The sequence below is a fragment of the Chryseobacterium sp. genome (assembly GCF_045629545.1).
In the GTDB taxonomy this organism is placed as follows: Bacteria; Bacteroidota; Bacteroidia; order Flavobacteriales; family Weeksellaceae; genus Chryseobacterium.
Genome location: NZ_JAZQRK010000041.1, coordinates 1 through 16,271, shown reverse-complemented (window position 1 = coordinate 16,271; position 16,271 = coordinate 1). Strand labels below are relative to the sequence as shown.

At 32.5% G+C, this 16,271-nt stretch carries 17 protein-coding genes and 1 other RNA gene; 7 read left to right on the top strand and 11 right to left on the bottom strand.

All coding sequences use genetic code 11. The features are described 5' to 3' along the window. The 4 genes from ACKI42_RS09540 to ACKI42_RS09525 all read right to left on the bottom strand — a co-directional run. Nucleotides 1-233, bottom strand: a 233-nt coding sequence (locus tag ACKI42_RS09540; RefSeq protein ID WP_407404806.1) for a DUF6705 family protein, incomplete at its 3' end; no start/stop codon positions are given. Beyond that, on the bottom strand, nt 199-483 hold the full coding sequence (locus ACKI42_RS09535) for a DUF6705 family protein (RefSeq protein WP_407404804.1): 285 nt from the start codon (nt 481-483) through the stop codon (nt 199-201). The genes ACKI42_RS09540 and ACKI42_RS09535, both read right to left, overlap by 35 nt. 47 nt (nt 484-530) lie before the next feature. Then, nucleotides 531-1,529, bottom strand: coding sequence for a hypothetical protein (locus ACKI42_RS09530; RefSeq protein WP_407404802.1), 999 nt, complete (start codon nt 1,527-1,529; stop codon nt 531-533). A 62-nt stretch (nt 1,530-1,591) separates the two neighbouring features. After that, nucleotides 1,592-1,798, bottom strand: a complete 207-nt coding sequence (locus ACKI42_RS09525) for a hypothetical protein (protein ID WP_407404800.1) — start codon at nt 1,796-1,798, stop codon at nt 1,592-1,594. Between the two features lie 874 nt (nt 1,799-2,672). On the opposite strand from ACKI42_RS09525, the gene rpoN reads away from it, so the two are divergent. Then, nucleotides 2,673-4,136: an RNA polymerase factor sigma-54 gene (gene rpoN, locus ACKI42_RS09520; RefSeq protein WP_407404798.1), complete on the top strand. Its 1,464-nt coding sequence runs from the start codon at nt 2,673-2,675 to the stop codon at nt 4,134-4,136. A 62-nt stretch (nt 4,137-4,198) separates the two neighbouring features. Here rpoN and ACKI42_RS09515 read toward each other — a convergent pair whose 3' ends face one another. Then, a complete protein-coding gene (locus tag ACKI42_RS09515) occupies nt 4,199-4,873 on the bottom strand; it encodes a beta-carotene 15,15'-monooxygenase (RefSeq protein WP_407404796.1) in 675 nt (224 codons plus the stop codon). After that, on the bottom strand, nt 4,866-5,357 hold the full coding sequence (locus ACKI42_RS09510) for an RNA polymerase sigma factor (protein ID WP_407404794.1): 492 nt from the start codon (nt 5,355-5,357) through the stop codon (nt 4,866-4,868). Before ACKI42_RS09510 ends, ACKI42_RS09515 begins: the two co-directional genes overlap by 8 nt. Nucleotides 5,358-5,658: 301 nt before the next feature. On the opposite strand from ACKI42_RS09510, the gene rnpB reads away from it, so the two are divergent. Further along, nucleotides 5,659-5,982, top strand: an RNA gene (gene rnpB / locus ACKI42_RS09505) — RNase P RNA component class A. Nucleotides 5,983-6,006: 24 nt separating this feature from the next. On the opposite strand, the gene ACKI42_RS09500 is transcribed toward rnpB, so the two are convergent. Together ACKI42_RS09500 and ACKI42_RS09495 are read right to left on the bottom strand one after the other, a co-directional pair. Continuing rightward, nucleotides 6,007-6,876, bottom strand: a complete 870-nt coding sequence (locus ACKI42_RS09500) for a PPK2 family polyphosphate kinase (protein WP_407404792.1) — start codon at nt 6,874-6,876, stop codon at nt 6,007-6,009. Between the two features lie 75 nt (nt 6,877-6,951). Beyond that, nucleotides 6,952-7,434 carry a DUF1573 domain-containing protein gene (locus ACKI42_RS09495; protein ID WP_407404790.1) on the bottom strand — a complete coding sequence of 161 codons (483 nt, stop codon included), beginning with the start codon at nt 7,432-7,434 and terminating at the stop codon, nt 6,952-6,954. Between the two features lie 131 nt (nt 7,435-7,565). Here ACKI42_RS09495 and ACKI42_RS09490 point away from each other — a divergent pair, with 131 nt between their 5' ends. The 5 genes from ACKI42_RS09490 to ACKI42_RS09470 all read left to right on the top strand — a co-directional run bounded on the left by ACKI42_RS09490 (nt 7,566) and on the right by ACKI42_RS09470 (nt 13,325). Beyond that, nucleotides 7,566-10,181, top strand: a complete 2,616-nt coding sequence (locus ACKI42_RS09490) for a valine--tRNA ligase (protein ID WP_407404788.1) — start codon at nt 7,566-7,568, stop codon at nt 10,179-10,181. 82 nt (nt 10,182-10,263) lie between these two features. Beyond that, nucleotides 10,264-10,905: a DUF4241 domain-containing protein gene (locus ACKI42_RS09485; protein ID WP_407404786.1), complete on the top strand. Its 642-nt coding sequence runs from the start codon at nt 10,264-10,266 to the stop codon at nt 10,903-10,905. A 63-nt stretch (nt 10,906-10,968) separates the two neighbouring features. Continuing rightward, nucleotides 10,969-11,856: a PfkB family carbohydrate kinase gene (locus ACKI42_RS09480; RefSeq protein WP_407404784.1), complete on the top strand. Its 888-nt coding sequence runs from the start codon at nt 10,969-10,971 to the stop codon at nt 11,854-11,856. 195 nt (nt 11,857-12,051) lie between these two features. After that, entirely contained in the window at nt 12,052-12,696 is a 645-nt protein-coding gene (locus tag ACKI42_RS09475; protein ID WP_407404782.1) for an HD domain-containing protein, read from the top strand. Nucleotides 12,697-12,800: 104 nt separating this feature from the next. Next, nucleotides 12,801-13,325, top strand: a complete 525-nt coding sequence (locus tag ACKI42_RS09470) for a hypothetical protein (protein WP_407404780.1) — start codon at nt 12,801-12,803, stop codon at nt 13,323-13,325. A gap of 3 nt (nt 13,326-13,328) precedes the next feature. Here ACKI42_RS09470 and ACKI42_RS09465 read toward each other — a convergent pair whose 3' ends face one another. From ACKI42_RS09465 to ACKI42_RS09455, 3 genes are all read right to left on the bottom strand, one after another. Beyond that, nucleotides 13,329-14,228 (bottom strand): DUF72 domain-containing protein, encoded by a 900-nt coding sequence (locus ACKI42_RS09465; protein ID WP_407404778.1) that lies wholly within the window; start codon nt 14,226-14,228, stop codon nt 13,329-13,331. 350 nt (nt 14,229-14,578) lie between these two features. Further along, complete coding sequence (locus tag ACKI42_RS09460; protein ID WP_407404776.1) at nt 14,579-15,157, bottom strand: hypothetical protein; 579 nt, start codon at nt 15,155-15,157, stop codon at nt 14,579-14,581. Nucleotides 15,158-15,337: 180 nt separating this feature from the next. Next, on the bottom strand, nt 15,338-16,108 hold the full coding sequence (locus tag ACKI42_RS09455) for an epimerase (protein WP_407404774.1): 771 nt from the start codon (nt 16,106-16,108) through the stop codon (nt 15,338-15,340). Between the last annotated feature and the right edge of the window lie 163 nt (nt 16,109-16,271).

Here is a 16,271-nt window from a genome sequence, read left to right as displayed (position 1 = left end):
GTCAAAATAATATTCTGTGGAAAAGAAATAGACCAATCAAAAACTGGTTGTCCTTGAATGGTTACTTTTGTTCCTGGCTTATTTTTTAGGCTTAAAAGTTTTATATGGTTAGAGTCTATGTACTCAATTTCAAATTCAACTGATTTATTTTTTGAAATATGTTGTAAATATCCATGTAAAATATTTGGAAAGCCATTTTTAGATCCTGCTACTATAGTATTTTTTTTTATCAATATAATTGGTACTAGAGTACATAGTCGTATCTTCACTAATAGATCCATTACTGACAAATTTATGAAATCCTATTACCCAATCTGCGTGTACATTATCAGGGAATGGTAAAAGTATATTTTCTTTTTTCATAATTAAAGTGAGACTATTGCTTCCATCCTGCCATTTCCATGTTCCCATGAATTTATCAGCATGAGGATCGATATAATTACTATTAGGCTGAGGATAATTTTGTGATTTTACTATTACCATTATTAATATAAACAGTATTGATATTATATTTTTCATTTTTATTATGTTTAATTACAGTTAGTTGGTACCACATTATTGTTTTGATCTAATTCTAGAGATTGCCAGTTTTGCAAATCTGTTGAGCCTTTTAAAACCTTTAATCCGCTTCCGCTAGTCTCAATATAATTTAAGAAACTTCTCTCATTTTCGGAACTAGAGTTTGTGGGTGTAATTTTAAATATATCATTATACATCTTAGAATAATTGTATAAAGTTAACTCATCAAAAGTATTACCAGAAAATAGATTATCTGCAAAAGTCTGGAATTTGACAGGATCGTCTATTACCATCATGTATTGTGTTCCGGATGCTGTCACTACGCCTATTACAAATGTATTCAAATCTTTTATAGAATTGTTTTTAAGAAACATCGCAATAGCAAACATATCATCCGGAGAAAATATGGATAATAATCCTCCATAGTGACTGTGAATATATCCATCAATCTTATCTCCAATACCTAGAGTGAAATTGATGCCAGCTTGCCCCGGTTGTCCCTCTATTGGATATTCGTAAACAGTGCCGCTTGCTTCGGCTAATACGTATCTGTGTTCTTTATTGTTGGTAGTTTTGCCTTTCAAGGTATTCATGAACGATTTAGTGTCAGATGATTTTCCTATTTTGGCTAGTTTTTTACATGGGTCTTCTTCCTCTGGCTCCGTATCTCCACTACCACCTGGATACTCCCATCCGCCGTCATCGCCACCACCTTGGTCACAGTTTCCAAATTCATTTACAACACCAGTACATTGGTCCATATACTGCTTGCAGACAATTACTGAGGTGCTTTTCCATTGTCCCGCTCCTTCAGGATTGCTTTCGTCAAGCGGAAGCCAAACAGAAATCCATTGTCTTTTGCAAGACATGCCTTCGGTTTGCATATCGGAAGACTCAGGGGGTGTTATTTTCTTATATTTTGCGAAAACCAAACTTTGAAAAAAATCAACATCAGTTTTATCAGATTTGTAATAGAAATAGATTTTGCTACCGTATCTGGGTACTTTCATTACCGAAACTACTTTTTTTCCGCTCACGATAGGGACGGCTACAAAGCTTTCATCAAAACTTTCTACAGTTGTTGCATAGTTCCAGTAAGACGTTCGCTTACTTTTTTTATTTCCTCCTCGTTATCTGTGTAGACCGTCATTACATTTTTAATGTATTTTTCGTCTTGCTTCCAGAGACTTTTGTTGATGTACTCCGTAGAAGGGAGATCAGCGGACGAATAAATTTCATCATGAATGCAGGAATAAAGAGACAGGACTACTGTCATCATCAGGCAAAGCCTGAACAATACATTTTTTTTTCATAAACACATGTGATTTTCGGTTTCTAATTATACCAATTTTTCTAGGTGCTTATATAAAATTTATTCAATAATTATAGGATTTATCAAATTACAATTTCGGGGTTATAAAGAAATCCTCGTATTTCCAGTACTAAAGGCTTTTTTGAGAATTACAAGAAGTAGCAAAAATTAGCCTCCTTAAAATCGCTTCTAAAGAGGTTGTTTTTTATTTACATCTAAGATTATTCTTTGAAGAAGGGAGTTGTGCAATAATTACCTGTGTTTTCCTTCAATTGAAAATCCTTATATATTTTGATTTTCTGTCAATCAAGATATTTTTCACTTTACTATGCTACTTTGGAAATGAATGTTGCAGTATGAATTTTTTAATTATGTTTGATCTTTGAGTTATAACAAAGAAAAGAGTAAAAGGTAAAATCCGAAAAGGCATTATAAACAACTATTAATAAATTACTACGCAGAATTATCTATACTGAACCCACAACCAAAAAATAATAACTTTCTACTCAAATAGCCGTAATTGAGCGGCGTGTTTTAAGCTCTATTTGCGTGATGGGGGCAAATTTAAGCGTCGGCGCAAAAAAGTAAGTAGTGAATGTGCGAAATAGCTTCCAAAAAAAAATTAAATAGAGAGATGAAATTATATTTAAATTTATATTATATGGAAGGTAATATAAGGTAGAAATAGTACCAAAATATCGTGAAACAAGAAAAATATTCCGATCAGAAAATGTTCTATAAATATTTTTTCATAGATAAGTGCAAAAATCGTGCTAATAATTATTTTTATCAAAAATTATTTAATACTTTCGTGGTACACCATATGAATAAATGAGTAATTATGCTGAAACAACATCTACAACTTAAATTAGGACAGAAGCTAGCACCACAGCAGATACAACTAATGAAACTTATACAGCTTCATACTCTTGAGTTTGAGGAGGAATTGGAAAAGGAATTGGAAGAAAATCCAGCGCTGGAAGTTGTAAAAGATGAACCTAAAGAGGAAGATTATTCTTCTATTGATGATACGTACGAAAATGAAGGAACAGAGAGTATAGATACAGACTTTGATGTCAATGAGTATATTTTCGATGATGAGCCTACTTATAAAACAGCTTCTAGTAACTATTCTGCGGATGATGAAGAGTTTGATAATGAAAGTTTGCTAACGGAAGGACAGTCTTTATATGATTATCTAATGGAGCAAATAAACCTTGTGAATATCAATGAAGAGGATCTTAAAATCGCAGAGTATGTAATAGGAAATCTTGATAACGATGGTTATCTAAGAAGAGAAGTTAAATCTATTGTGGATGATCTAGCATTCTCTCAGGGAATATATACCACGAAGGACAAAGTAGAAAATGTACTAGAGAATTACGTACAAAAGCTAGATCCCTCTGGAGTTGGCGCACGGGGATTGCAAGAATGTCTACTTTTGCAGATAGAAAAAAAGGTAAGTGCTAATAAAGCAGTTACTTTGGCTGCGAATATTTTGAGGTATCAATTCGATGCTTTAACAAACAAGCATTACAATAAAATTATACAGAAATATGATATTGAAGAGGATGATCTAAAAGATGCTTTGAGTGAGATAGCTAAACTCTCTCCGAAAGTAGGTGGTAATTTTGATACTCAAACCATTACCATTAATCAAGAAATTATTCCAGATTTTGTGATACAAGTAAAAGATGGTGTGGTAATTCCAATGCTGAATAGTAAGAATGCTCCAACGTTGAGAGTTTCGGAAGAATATAAAGATATTCTAACGACGTATTCTCATGATAAAAATTCCTCTGCACACAAACAAGCTGCTTTATTCATCAAACAGAAACTTGATGCAGCAAAATGGTATATTGATGCGATCAATCAGCGTCAGAACACCTTGTTGCAAACCATCAATGCGATTGTAAAATTTCAGTATAATTATTTTATTACTGGAGAAGAAAAATCTCTAAGACCGATGATTCTGAAGGATATTGCAGATATCACAGGTTTTGATATTTCTACAATCTCCAGGGTAGTAAAAAGTAAGTATGCTGATACTTCTAATGGAATTATTTATCTAAAAAATCTATTTTCTGATAGTCTGACCAATGATGATGGTGAAGAAGTTTCTACCAAGGAGATAAAAAACCATCTACAAGAGGTGATTTCTAAAGAGAATAAGAGAAAACCACTCACGGATGATGCTCTGGTCGTGATTTTAAAAGAACAAGGATATAATATTGCAAGAAGAACAATTGCAAAATATAGAGAGCAGCTCAATATTCCAGTGGCGAGATTAAGAAAAGAACTTTAATATAAAAATGCATTTCATGATTATTTGAAATGCTTTTTTTCTGCTTTTTATAAAATTTTATATTATGATTCTTGTGATTCTATCTCCTTCAGTTGCAGCAGGTTTTTATTCAATTTGCTCATAATGATTCCATATATTACTCTGTAGTAGAGCCAAATAAGAATGGTACATATAGAGGTGCTGATAACAATAGCAAAAACAAATCCTATAATAGTGGAGCTATCCAGTTGTAATTGTTGCGATCTGATGGTATAAAAAACTAAGAACGTAAGGGTGAATATAAGACCCACAAAAATAATAATATTGGTAATAATAAATGCGTTTACAGTCTTTTTGAAATCTATAATCGTAATGATAAAATTTTTAAGATTTTCTTCAACTTTTATTTTTCTGTAATTTTTATAGAATTTAATCACGAAATAACCTGTCACTACAAGGCTTATCATTTTAATGATAAAATAAATAGAATTGATGTTATTTTCAATTTCCAAAGTCCTACGGATTCCCAATTTTTCCAATAGGTTTACAAAGCTATTTTCTTCCTCTCTTTGTATCAGGTAATACAACCCAAAAAGAGTAAAAAAGGCAAATTCGGCTACGCTAATCCAGAAGATGTATTTCATGTAGTTGCGCGAATTCCTGTTTAGCATTTTTAGGATTTCATTGTCGTTATATTTATCTTGTACAGGCTGCTCCTGCCAAGTTTTCTTTAGGCTGTCTAAATCGAATTCAGGCATATTTTTGCATCTGTTCTTTTAGTATTTTCTTTAGTCTATTCATTTTCACACGTGCATTTACCTCTGTAATTCCCAAGTTTTCGGCGATATCTTTGTAAGGCAAATCGTCCAAATACATCATTACAATTGCGCGTTCTACGTTGGGTAAGGTTTTTATCACGGTATACAACAAGGTGATTTGCTGTTGCTTCTCGTCGTCATCTTCTACAAAATCTTTGTAGTTGACGTCTAGTTCATTGGTGGGTAATGTTTTGCTTTTTTTTCTAAATAACGTAATTGCAGTGTTTAGGGCAACTCTGTACATCCAGGTGGAAATCTTGGAATTTCCTTTAAAAGAACCATAGCTCCGCCATAATTGAAGCACAATTTCCTGAAAAAGGTCTTCTTCATCTTCCAAAGAATTGGTGTAAAGTCGCGACACTTTAATAATCAAACCTTGATTATCTTTAATAAGTTTGGCAAATTCTTTTTCTTTTGAGATCAAAATTGTGATGATAGTAGTGCGAAGATAGTCATTATAAAGTGATTTTATAGAATCTATGTTTCAATATATTAGTGTTTTATGTTTTTTAGATTGATCTTAAACAAAAAATATTTTATTTCAAATACTTAAAAAATGGTGGATTAGCTAGGTTCAAATTATTCGTAATTTATATTTTAAAATTAAAAAAAAGATAAGTTATTATTAAATTGAAAATTACAAGTGAATATAATTAGACATTAAAACTAAAACTCACCTTCTCCAAACAGCCATTTATAAAGCATAATGTGTATATTTGCAGTCACGAGAAAATCGGCCTGTTGATCTCTCTTTTGGGAGGTAGGAAAGTCCGGACACCATAGAGCAGCAAAGCGGATAACATCCGTCATTCGTGAGAATAGGACAAGTGCAACAGAAAGCAAGTACAGTTCGGCTGTAGTGAAACCAGGTAAACTCTTTGCGGTGCAATGATAAGTATATCGGTTCTTTTCAGCAATGAAAATAGGAGCTGCTCGCTCTGAAAGCCGAGGGGTAATCAGCTTAAGCTTTGCAGCAATGTAAAGCGTAGATAAATAACAGGCACTTTTTTCCTAAAGTACAAAATCCGGCTTACAGATTTTCTCGTGATTTTTTTAGCTAAAATTCTTCTTAGTTACTCATTCTCTAGCTGTTTTTTACAGTTTTCCAGTTCATCTAGATCGTAGGCAGACAATTTTGGATACTCCAAATTCATTTTTTCAAGGGTGTCTATAATTACTTGGATTGCTGCCAATCTTGCAAACCATTTGTTGTCTGCAGGTATCACATACCAAGGTGCTTCTTTTTTTGAGGTCTTATTAATGGCTGCTTCGTAACACATCATATACTCGTGAAACAAAGCTCTTTCTGGCAAGTCTCCCACAGAAAATTTCCAATTTTTATCTTGTTCAGCAATTCTATCTAGCAATCTATGCTTTTGTTCGTCTTTAGAAACATTTAAGAATATTTTTACAATCTTGGTACCATTCAGAGCCAAATGTTTTTCGAAGTTAACGATACTCTCATACCTATTTTCCCAAAAATTATCATCAAAATCATCTATAGACTTCCATGTTTTTTCGCTAAGATTATACTCTGGATGTACCTTGCAAACCAACACGCTTTCGTACTGAGAACGGTTGAAGATGCCAATCATTCCTTTTTGTGGCACAGCCAAATAGTGTCTCCACAAAAAATCGTGAGCGTATTCTTTGCTAGAAGGCGTTTTAAAACTTGTAACAATACAACCCTGTGGATTTACACCCCCAAACACATTTTCTATCAAACTATCCTTGCCAGCGGCATCCATTGCTTGTATAATTACCAATAAGGATTGGCTACCATCAGCGTAAAGCTTTTCTTGTAATTCTCGTAGTTTTTCTTTTTCTATTTTTAAAATTTCTAATCCTTCTTTTTTAGTAAGTTTTCCTTGATATTGAGTTGAATATTCATCAAGTCTAAAATTTTCTTTGATTAAAAATTCTTCCGAAAAGTTATTATCCATATTTTAGGTATCTGTATAAATTTAATAAAAAAACCGCCTCAATGGAGACGGTTAATCAAATTTCTTATTAAAGAATTATTTTACTGTAGCCACTTTATGAGCTTTCTTAGCTTGTTTATCAACTACCTTTTTTGCTTTATCAGCCTCTTTTTTCTCTTGTGGAGTTAATACTACTGGTTTTGGTTCCGGTGCATTAGGATCTACATTTCCTTTGATGTAGATTACGCTTCTGCTATTCACAGGGTCATTAGAGAATACTTCAATCAATTTGTTAAATGCGCCTGGGGTTGCGGTATTATATCCAACCTTGATTTTTGCGGATTTTTTTGGCAAAATAGGATCTTGGCTCCATTCTGGAGTTGTACATCCACAAGAAGGTTTTACGTTCGATAAAATTAATGGCTTATCTCCAGTATTGGTAACAGTAAAAAATCTATGACCATCAGAACCTGGTTTGATATCTCCATATTCATAAGTAGTCTTGTCAAAAGTTATTGTTTGAGCTGTTGCCAAAGCAATTGATCCGAATAGTGCAATTCCTGCAAATAATGTTTTCATATTATTGAATATTAATATTATCTTGTTTGATAAATTTTGTGAAACAAAGTTAAAAATTATTTTAAATATTACTTATAATTTTTTTACTTTAAACTATTTTTGCACTTTGTAAGATAAAGAAATTAAATTTTATGCAGATTTCAGAGAAATATAATCCACAGGATACAGAACCAAAATGGTATAAGTACTGGTTAGATAATAATTATTTTCACTCAGTACCCAACGAAAAGCCACCTTATACGATCGTAATTCCACCACCAAACGTGACGGGGATTCTTCACATGGGGCATATGTTGAATAATACCATCCAAGATGTACTGGTACGTCGTGCGAGAATGCAAGGCTTCAATGCATGTTGGGTTCCTGGTACAGACCATGCTTCCATCGCTACTGAAGCGAAAGTGGTGGCAAAATTGAAATCTGAAGGCATCAATAAATCTGATCTTACTAGAGAAGAGTTTTTGAAACACGCTTGGGAATGGACCGATAAATATGGAGGAACAATACTAGAACAATTAAAAAAACTAGGTTGTTCTTGCGATTGGGATAGAACACGTTTCACGTTAGAAGACAAGATGTCTCAGCAAGTGATCAAAATTTTTGTAGATCTTTATAACAAAGGAGTAATCTACAGAGGGTATCGTATGGTAAATTGGGATCCAGAAGCGAAGACTAACATTTCTGATGAAGAAGTAGTTTTTAAAGAGCAAAATGGTAAACTTTATTTCCTAAAATATAAAATTGAAGGAACTGAAGAGTTTATGTCTGTTGCTACAACGCGTCCTGAAACCATATTCGGAGATACTGCAATTTGTATCAACCCGAATGACGAAAGATATGCTCACCTAAAAGGTAAAAATGTAATTGTACCCATCGTAAATAGAGTAATTCCTATTATCGAAGACGAATATGTAGATATAGAGTTTGGTACGGGAGCATTGAAGATTACGCCGGCGCATGATATCAATGACTATGAAATCGGGAAAAAACATCAATTAAAAATGATTGATGCTTTGGATGATGATGGTAATCTGAATGAGCATGGTATGCATTATGCTGGCAAAAACAGATTTGTTGTAAGAAAGCAAATTGCCAAAGAACTAGAAGAAAACAATCTTTTACTAAAAGCAGAAGATTACGTAAATAAAGTTGGAACTTCAGAGCGTACTGGAGCTGTAATAGAACCAAAAGTTTCTGTACAATGGTTCTTGAAAATGTCTGAACTAGGGAAGCCTGCTTTGGATGTTGTAATGGATGATGAAGTGAAATTCTATCCAGAAAAATTCAAGAATACTTACAAGCATTGGATGGAGAATATTCGCGATTGGAATATTTCTCGTCAGCTTTGGTGGGGACAGCAAATTCCTGCATTCTTCTACGGTACAGAAGAAAATGATTTTGTAGTAGCAGAAACTATAGAAGAAGCATTAGAAATTGCAAAGCAAAAAACCAACAACCAACAACTGACAACTGACGACCTAAAACAAGACCAAGATGCTTTAGATACATGGTTCTCTTCATGGTTGTGGCCAATGTCTGTTTTTGATGGTATAAATAATCCTGATAACGACGAGATCAATTATTATTACCCAACTACAGATTTGGTAACAGGACCAGATATTATCTTCTTCTGGGTTGCTAGAATGGTAATGGCAGGATTGGAATACAGAAAAGAAATTCCATTCAAGAATGTTTATTTCACAGGGATTGTAAGAGATAAGCAAAGAAGAAAAATGTCTAAGCAATTGGGGAATTCTCCAGATCCATTAGAGTTGATTGCTCAGTACGGTGCAGATGGAGTAAGAGTAGGAAGTCTACTAAGTTCTGCTGCGGGTAATGATCTTCTTTTTGATGAAGAATTGATGGTACAAGGAAGAAATTTCATGACCAAAATTTGGAACGCTTTCCGTCTAATGCAAAACTGGACGAAAGAAGACAAACCAATGATTGCTTCAGATACTGAGGCTATAGAATGGTTTGGTCACCAACTTAACAAAACGATTATCGAGATCGATCAACAATTTGAAAAATTCAGAATTTCTGATGCTTTACATTTATTGTACAAATTGATTTGGGACGATTTCTGTGGTTGGTACCTAGAAGCAATTAAGCCAAACTACGGTGAAGGTGTTTCTAAAGCAGTATACGATCAAACAATTATTTTCTTTGAAGAATTGATGAAAATTCTACACCCATTCATGCCATTCTTATCAGAAGAATTGTGGCAGCTGATATCAGAAAGAGGAGTAGAAGATGCTTTGGTAATTGCTCAGCAGAAAAAAGGTGATGCTTTTGACGAAGTTAAAATTAAAAATTTCGAAACTGCTAAAGAATTAATTTCTGGTATCAGAAACTACCGTCAGACTAAAGGTATTTCTCCTAGAGAAGTTGCTGAAGTTTATACCAATGCTACACAGTTCGAGAACGAAGCGGTGATTAGAAAATTGGCTAATGTTTCTGAAATTCATTTCGGACAAAAAACAGATAAACCAAGTTTTACATTCTTGGTAGGTTCTACAGAAGTTTCGATTCCGCTAAGTGAAAATTTAGATTTAGAAGAGGAAAAAAAGAAAACTGAAGAAGAAGTAAAATATCTAAAAGGATTCTTGATTTCTGTAGATAAAAAACTATCTAACGAAAAATTTGTTGCCAATGCAAAACCAGAAGTGGTAGAGATTGAGCGCAAAAAGCAAAAAGACGCTCAGGATAAAATTGCGATCTTAGAAGAAAAACTGAAAAGTTTGTAACGAGAAGATAAATAAATGATAAGAAAATTGTCAGGCTTAGTATTTCTAAGTCTGGCAATTTTTTAAAATATTTCTAAAAGAAATGACACACCTAGAAAATATTGAGAAATTATTCTCAAAAAACTTTGTAGAAAGCCCTCTATTAGAGAGTTTTGATGCAGGTAAAATAAACCTTACAAGCGGTCAGCTTATCGCTTGCGATCCGGTGATTACCAATGATATGTTGCCGTTTTCAACAAAGTTTCCAGCAGGAGAATTTCCTGTTTTATTGCATAAAGAAAGAGAAAGTAATTGCATTGCCTACACAGAAATTGTTTTTTCTAGTGAAGCAATTACCAATTGGGAAATGGCGACTACCGCTACCCAAAATAGTAAAGATTTGGCAGAAGGAGAAGTATTCGGGTATCCTGTAGAAAGCGGAATGGGATGTTTTATGGATCTTCAAACTCAAGAAAAATTGAATGATCTAGAGATCGAATTGTTTAATAAAAAAGGAGACGACTTTATGGGAATCTATGAAGAATTTTTCCACACTCATTTTTTTGATGATAATGGAGCAATTGATCAGTTTGCCTATTTAAAACCTTACGAAGATTTTAATGGTAATATATTGGCTTTTGAAACAGGCTATGGTGAAGGATTCTACGCAAGTTATATCGGATTTGATAAAAATAGACAACCAGTGAAAATTATTACTGAATTTATTGAAATACTAGAAAATTAAAATTAATTATATTATTTTACATTAAGTTTTCGTTACATTTACATAGATTAATCTTTAATATATATGAAGTTCTCATCAGAACAACCCAAGATTGTAGTAGTAGGAAGTTGTACATTAGATTTGGTAATGCATACCGATAAAATTCCATGCGAGCATGAGAGTGTTATTGCTAATTCTTCCGAAAGTTTCTTTGGAGGTAAAGGTGCAAATCAGGCTGTTGGAGTAGCAAGGTTAGATGCTCATGTATATTTTATTGGTTGTGTAGGAGAAGATCCTTTGGGACAGCAAATCATGAGAAATCTTGTAGATGAAAATGTGAATGTAGGTTTTGTAAGAGAAACGAGCAAAGATTCTACTGGGACCGCGTACGTTACGAGTTGCAAAGAAAATGCTGCTATCGTAATGATTCCTGCAGCTAATAATCATATTTCTATAAAAGATATAGAATCTGCAGAAAAGCCAATTTTATCTTCACAGATGTTGCTATTGCAACTAGAAATTCCAATGCAAGTAATAGAATATGCTGCAAAAAAGGCTAAATCACATGGTAAAATTGTGGGTCTATATGCATCACCCGGTAAGAAAATAAGTGAAGAGCTAATCTCTCTCGTCGATTTTATTATTGTAAAGAGTAACGATCTCGCGCAAGTTTTTGGCGAAGAGCAAAAGGAAGTTGTACTTAGAAAATACATCAATAAAGTGTTTATACGAGATGAAACCAATTCTACACTCTATTTTGATGGTATAGAGGTAAAATATTTTAGAAATAATAACGAGAGTAAGTCTTATAAAATGGGTATGGGAGATGCATTTACATCAGGTTTTGCAGTAGCCATGTGCCACAAAAATCGCATTGAAGATTGTGTGAAATTTGGAAATGAAGTTTCTGCCAAAACCCTTTATGAAAAAGGTCCGCAAGCTGGTTTACCCCATATTTCAGATTTCAAATAAACAGAACATCCAATATTAATATAATATGATATCCACTATTAAGTGGATATTTATTTTGGTTAAATAATCAATTTAAATTTAATTAAAAAAACGCTGGAAACCTATTTCTAAAATTGCCAATGTAAATCTATAACCTTATTTTTGAACTCAATTAAGCATTCCTGAATTAAATTTTTATTAAAAGAACAAAACTGCATGAACTCTACCATTCAAAAAACCATTGATTTTGTAAAAGAAAAACTAGAAGGCGCAGAGGCGGGTCACGATTGGTTTCATGTAGAAAGAGTTTGGAAACTATCAAAAAAAATTGCAGAAGCTGAAGAATGTAGTACTGATGTTGTAGAACTTGCTGCGCTTTTGCATGATATTGCAGATCCAAAATTTCATAATGGTGACGAAACCATTGCGCTAACTATTTCCAGAGACTTTTTGGTGTTACAAGGGATAGAAGAATTAGTTATTGAGCAAGTTCTTTTTATAATTCAGAATATTTCATTTAAAAATAGAGGAGAAGTACCTCAAGATTTACCAATAGAGTTGAAAATTGTACAAGATGCAGATCGTATAGATGCAATAGGAGCGATAGGTGTTGCCCGCACGTTTAATTTTGGAGGCTTTAAAAATAATCTAATGTATCATCCTGATATTCCTCCAAAATTGGGGATGTCTAAGGAGGAGTACAAAAAATCCAATGGTACAACTATCAATCATTTCTATGAAAAACTCTTACTTCTAAAAGACTTAATGAATACCAATGAAGGAAAAAAAATTGCTGAGAAAAGACATGTCTTTATGCTTAATTTTCTAGAGCAATTTTTACAAGAGTGGAATGTTGATTAACATTTCTATAAAACCTCGCTAATGATTATCTTTGTAGCATGACTTCTATAATGTTTCTATTTTTTGTACTGCTTGTTTTTTCGCTTATTTTTTCTAAAATAAAAGTGGGAAGATTAGCTTTGTGGGCAAAATTGTTCAGGATTGTTACTTTAGCCATTTCTATCGGGCTTTTTACCTATTGGTTTATTAAGAAAAGTACAATAGGAATAGTGAAAAACTCAATCTCTTTACAAGTTATTAATAAGCTTCCTCAGCCTATAGATTTTTATATGATCATCGTCAATAACCTTGATGGATCAGGGACTCAAGAGACAAAGCACATTGGTAATATCCGTTCAGAATATTACAGAATTGAACATTTGAAAATGGATAAGTCAGATCAATATTGGGTGGTAGGTTATCTGGGTAAGAAAAACATGGTCTATTTTTCCCAACACGCTATTCCAAACAAAAATATGGATCAGGTGGTAGAAGTTCAAAACTATATCAACCAAAGTGAAAAATTATCTGCACAAGCCAAAAAAAAGGTAGAATCTTATAATTTTCAGAATATTGTACAGAGCATTTGGGTGACACTGAATTTCCTTTTGATTTTTATCAATGTTTCTTTGTTTTGGCGTAAAAAATAAGAGTTAGCCAAATAGAGTAGGAGAAATATCTGTACTTGCCAATTGTGGAATTAGGATTTTCGTCTTCCAACTTATATTTAGTTCTTTAATAAAATAAGCAGATAAAAAGGTTGGAGTAAGTTCATAATTTTGGTGTACAAAGAAGAATACGTTTTGCAATCCTTCTTTTTTCCAATGAGACAAACGAGTAATCCAATCATCCAATCTTTTTTTGTCTAAATCCAAATTATTACAAGCTACAAACCGAATAAATGCAGATTGGGAAGTTAGTCGCATATGCAATACATCTCTTCTACCAGGAGTATCCACGATAATATTGGTGATATTATAATCTTCAAAAAGTTGTGTAACCTTATTGTATATTTCCTCATCTACAAACCATTCTTTACTTCTTATCTCCACAGCCAAAGGCACTTCCTGAGGCCATTTTTTAATAAAAATTTCTAATCTTTCGTAGTCATTGGGTTTGTAGTTATCATGTAATTGTAGAAATACCACACCTAGTCTTTCTCCAAACTCTAATACTGATGTCGCAAATTGTGTCACTAAATCATCAACATTAATGAGCCTTCTATAATGAGAAATAGAATTGGTTATTTTAGGGAAAAATTTGAAATCCTTAGGCGTTTTGTTTTTCCAAGTATTTATCTGCTCCGCAGAGGGCATTTTGTAGTAGGTTGCGTTCAGTTCAATAGCATCAAATTGCCTAGAATAATAGGTAAGTTCATCCTTTAAAGGTTTAGGATAAAAACCAATCAAATTGCTTTTGCTCCATGTCGGGCAGCCCACAGCTATATTTTTTATTCCTTCTTTGTTCTTTGAAAGAACTTCCCTGTTTCTTGCATGATCCTTGGGGAAACTAAAATTAATATCTAGCGGATTTTCTACCTTACCAAAATTCATATTGCGATGATTTATAACGAAGTTACCGCAATAATTTGGGAATTCCTATTTTTCTCTTATACAATCTTTCTCTAATCAAATGATTAAAATTGTAGAATATTGATATTTAATTTATATAGTCAAATAATAAATAGTCTGAAAATATCGGCAAAAAACTAAATTACATTACCCTTACAATTTTTATTTACTTCTCTCAGATTCGGTTGAGATCAACTTACCTTTTGAAAATAACATTTATGTAACATATTTTAAAAAGGGTGGAAATTAATCAATTGATTCATAATACCCAAACATAGAAATTCTTTTTTTGCAATTCGTGATTAGCAATTGCTGTTGTAGTTTTTACAATATTAAAATGTAAAAATTTGATCAGCAATTAATCCGAAAACAAACCCACCAACGGTACAAAAAACACCTAACAATATTAATGGAATTGCTAGTGCAGAGTAAATTTGTGGTTGAGATTCTCTGATTTCGATAAAATATATAGATTCATCTCCTTCACTTAATGGTAGTAGGTTCTCAATAAAGCTTTCTACGTTTGATATGTTACTTCCTTCACGAAGCTCAACTTTATAATTTCCTTTTTTAGCATAAAATCTATATATTTCTTGCCTTCCTGTTGAAAAATTGTTTGCCTGAGGTCTCAATAGTGATTTATTTATTGATATTTCTTCATTTGATGATTCTTCTACAATATGTAGTTTAAATTGATCAATAAAAGTTTTTCTAAATAATTTTCCTGATTGCCAAACAGAGAAATAACCATCCTTTAAAGCAATGAATTGTGCTTCTTTTTGTATGTACGGAATTTTAATCAGCATTTTACCATTAAAACCTTTCGTTAACATTTTAATAGCTTTAACAAATATGTAAACTCCTATTGGCATTAAACAGAAAAATAAAATTCTAATAATAATTAATTGCATATAAATAGTGATTAAAACAATTGTTGTGTAAGAAATTCTATCGAGAGATGTATTCTAATAAAATACAACAGTGTTTGACTAAATATAGAGAAAATAATATTTATTTCTATCAATAATGAATTTCTCTAAAATAGTTACTAAAGAGCTTTTTATATTAAATTAAAAAAAATAGAAAAAAAACTAATCGAATAAGATTGGATCAGGATACTTGAATTGATAATTTAATTCTATGATCAATAGATCTGAATTTATTTTTCTACCAGAGTCTGTGGTAAGAAAATCTTTGTCGATTCCTTTTTGACAATTGATGATTTCTTGTTTTGTTGGATGCAAAGGAGCGACTACATTGTACGTTTTACGCTCGCTGTTTTGGTTTATCATCATTTCAATAACGATACAAATATCCAAAAAATGAACATGATTCACGATTTGGTTTGTGTTTGTAACATGATAATTGCTGAAAATTCGGGTTCCTCCCATAAGTCCTCCCAATCGTAATATATTCAACTGAGCGAAATTTTTCTTCATGAGTTCTTCAACAAAATAAATGTTGGGTTCTAGCAATTCAGTATTTACATTTTCTTCGTTCATTTCTATTTCAACTTGAGGATAAATCCCAATAGAACTCATCAAAAAGATTTGCTTTTTAAAACCCTTAATGAATAAACTTATATTTTCAAATCGATGTTCAAGCGATTTTATATTCGTTCGTTTAGAAAACGGAACTGTAATAATTATGATATCTAGATCATTTAAAAATTCCCATGAACGGTTTTCTTGCAAAATTTCATCATCGCAAAATTGTATTGCAATAGACTGAAAGCCCATTTCGGTAAGTTCATCATTTTTTTTATCTGACGTTGTGGTTGTGAAAATTTTGTAATTGGGAGATAAATATTTCGCAAGATGTAACCCTAACCAACCACAGCCAATAATCCCGATTTTTTTCATAAACGCATGGTGTTTTTTTAAATAATGAATATCCGTAAAATTGCCTAAAAATCATTATCTTTGTGTTTATCAAAAGATTGACGATGAATTTATTTAGTTTCACAGCACATTTTGGCACCGAAGAAGATTGTAGAAATCATTTCAAAGAACAACGAGATTTGCA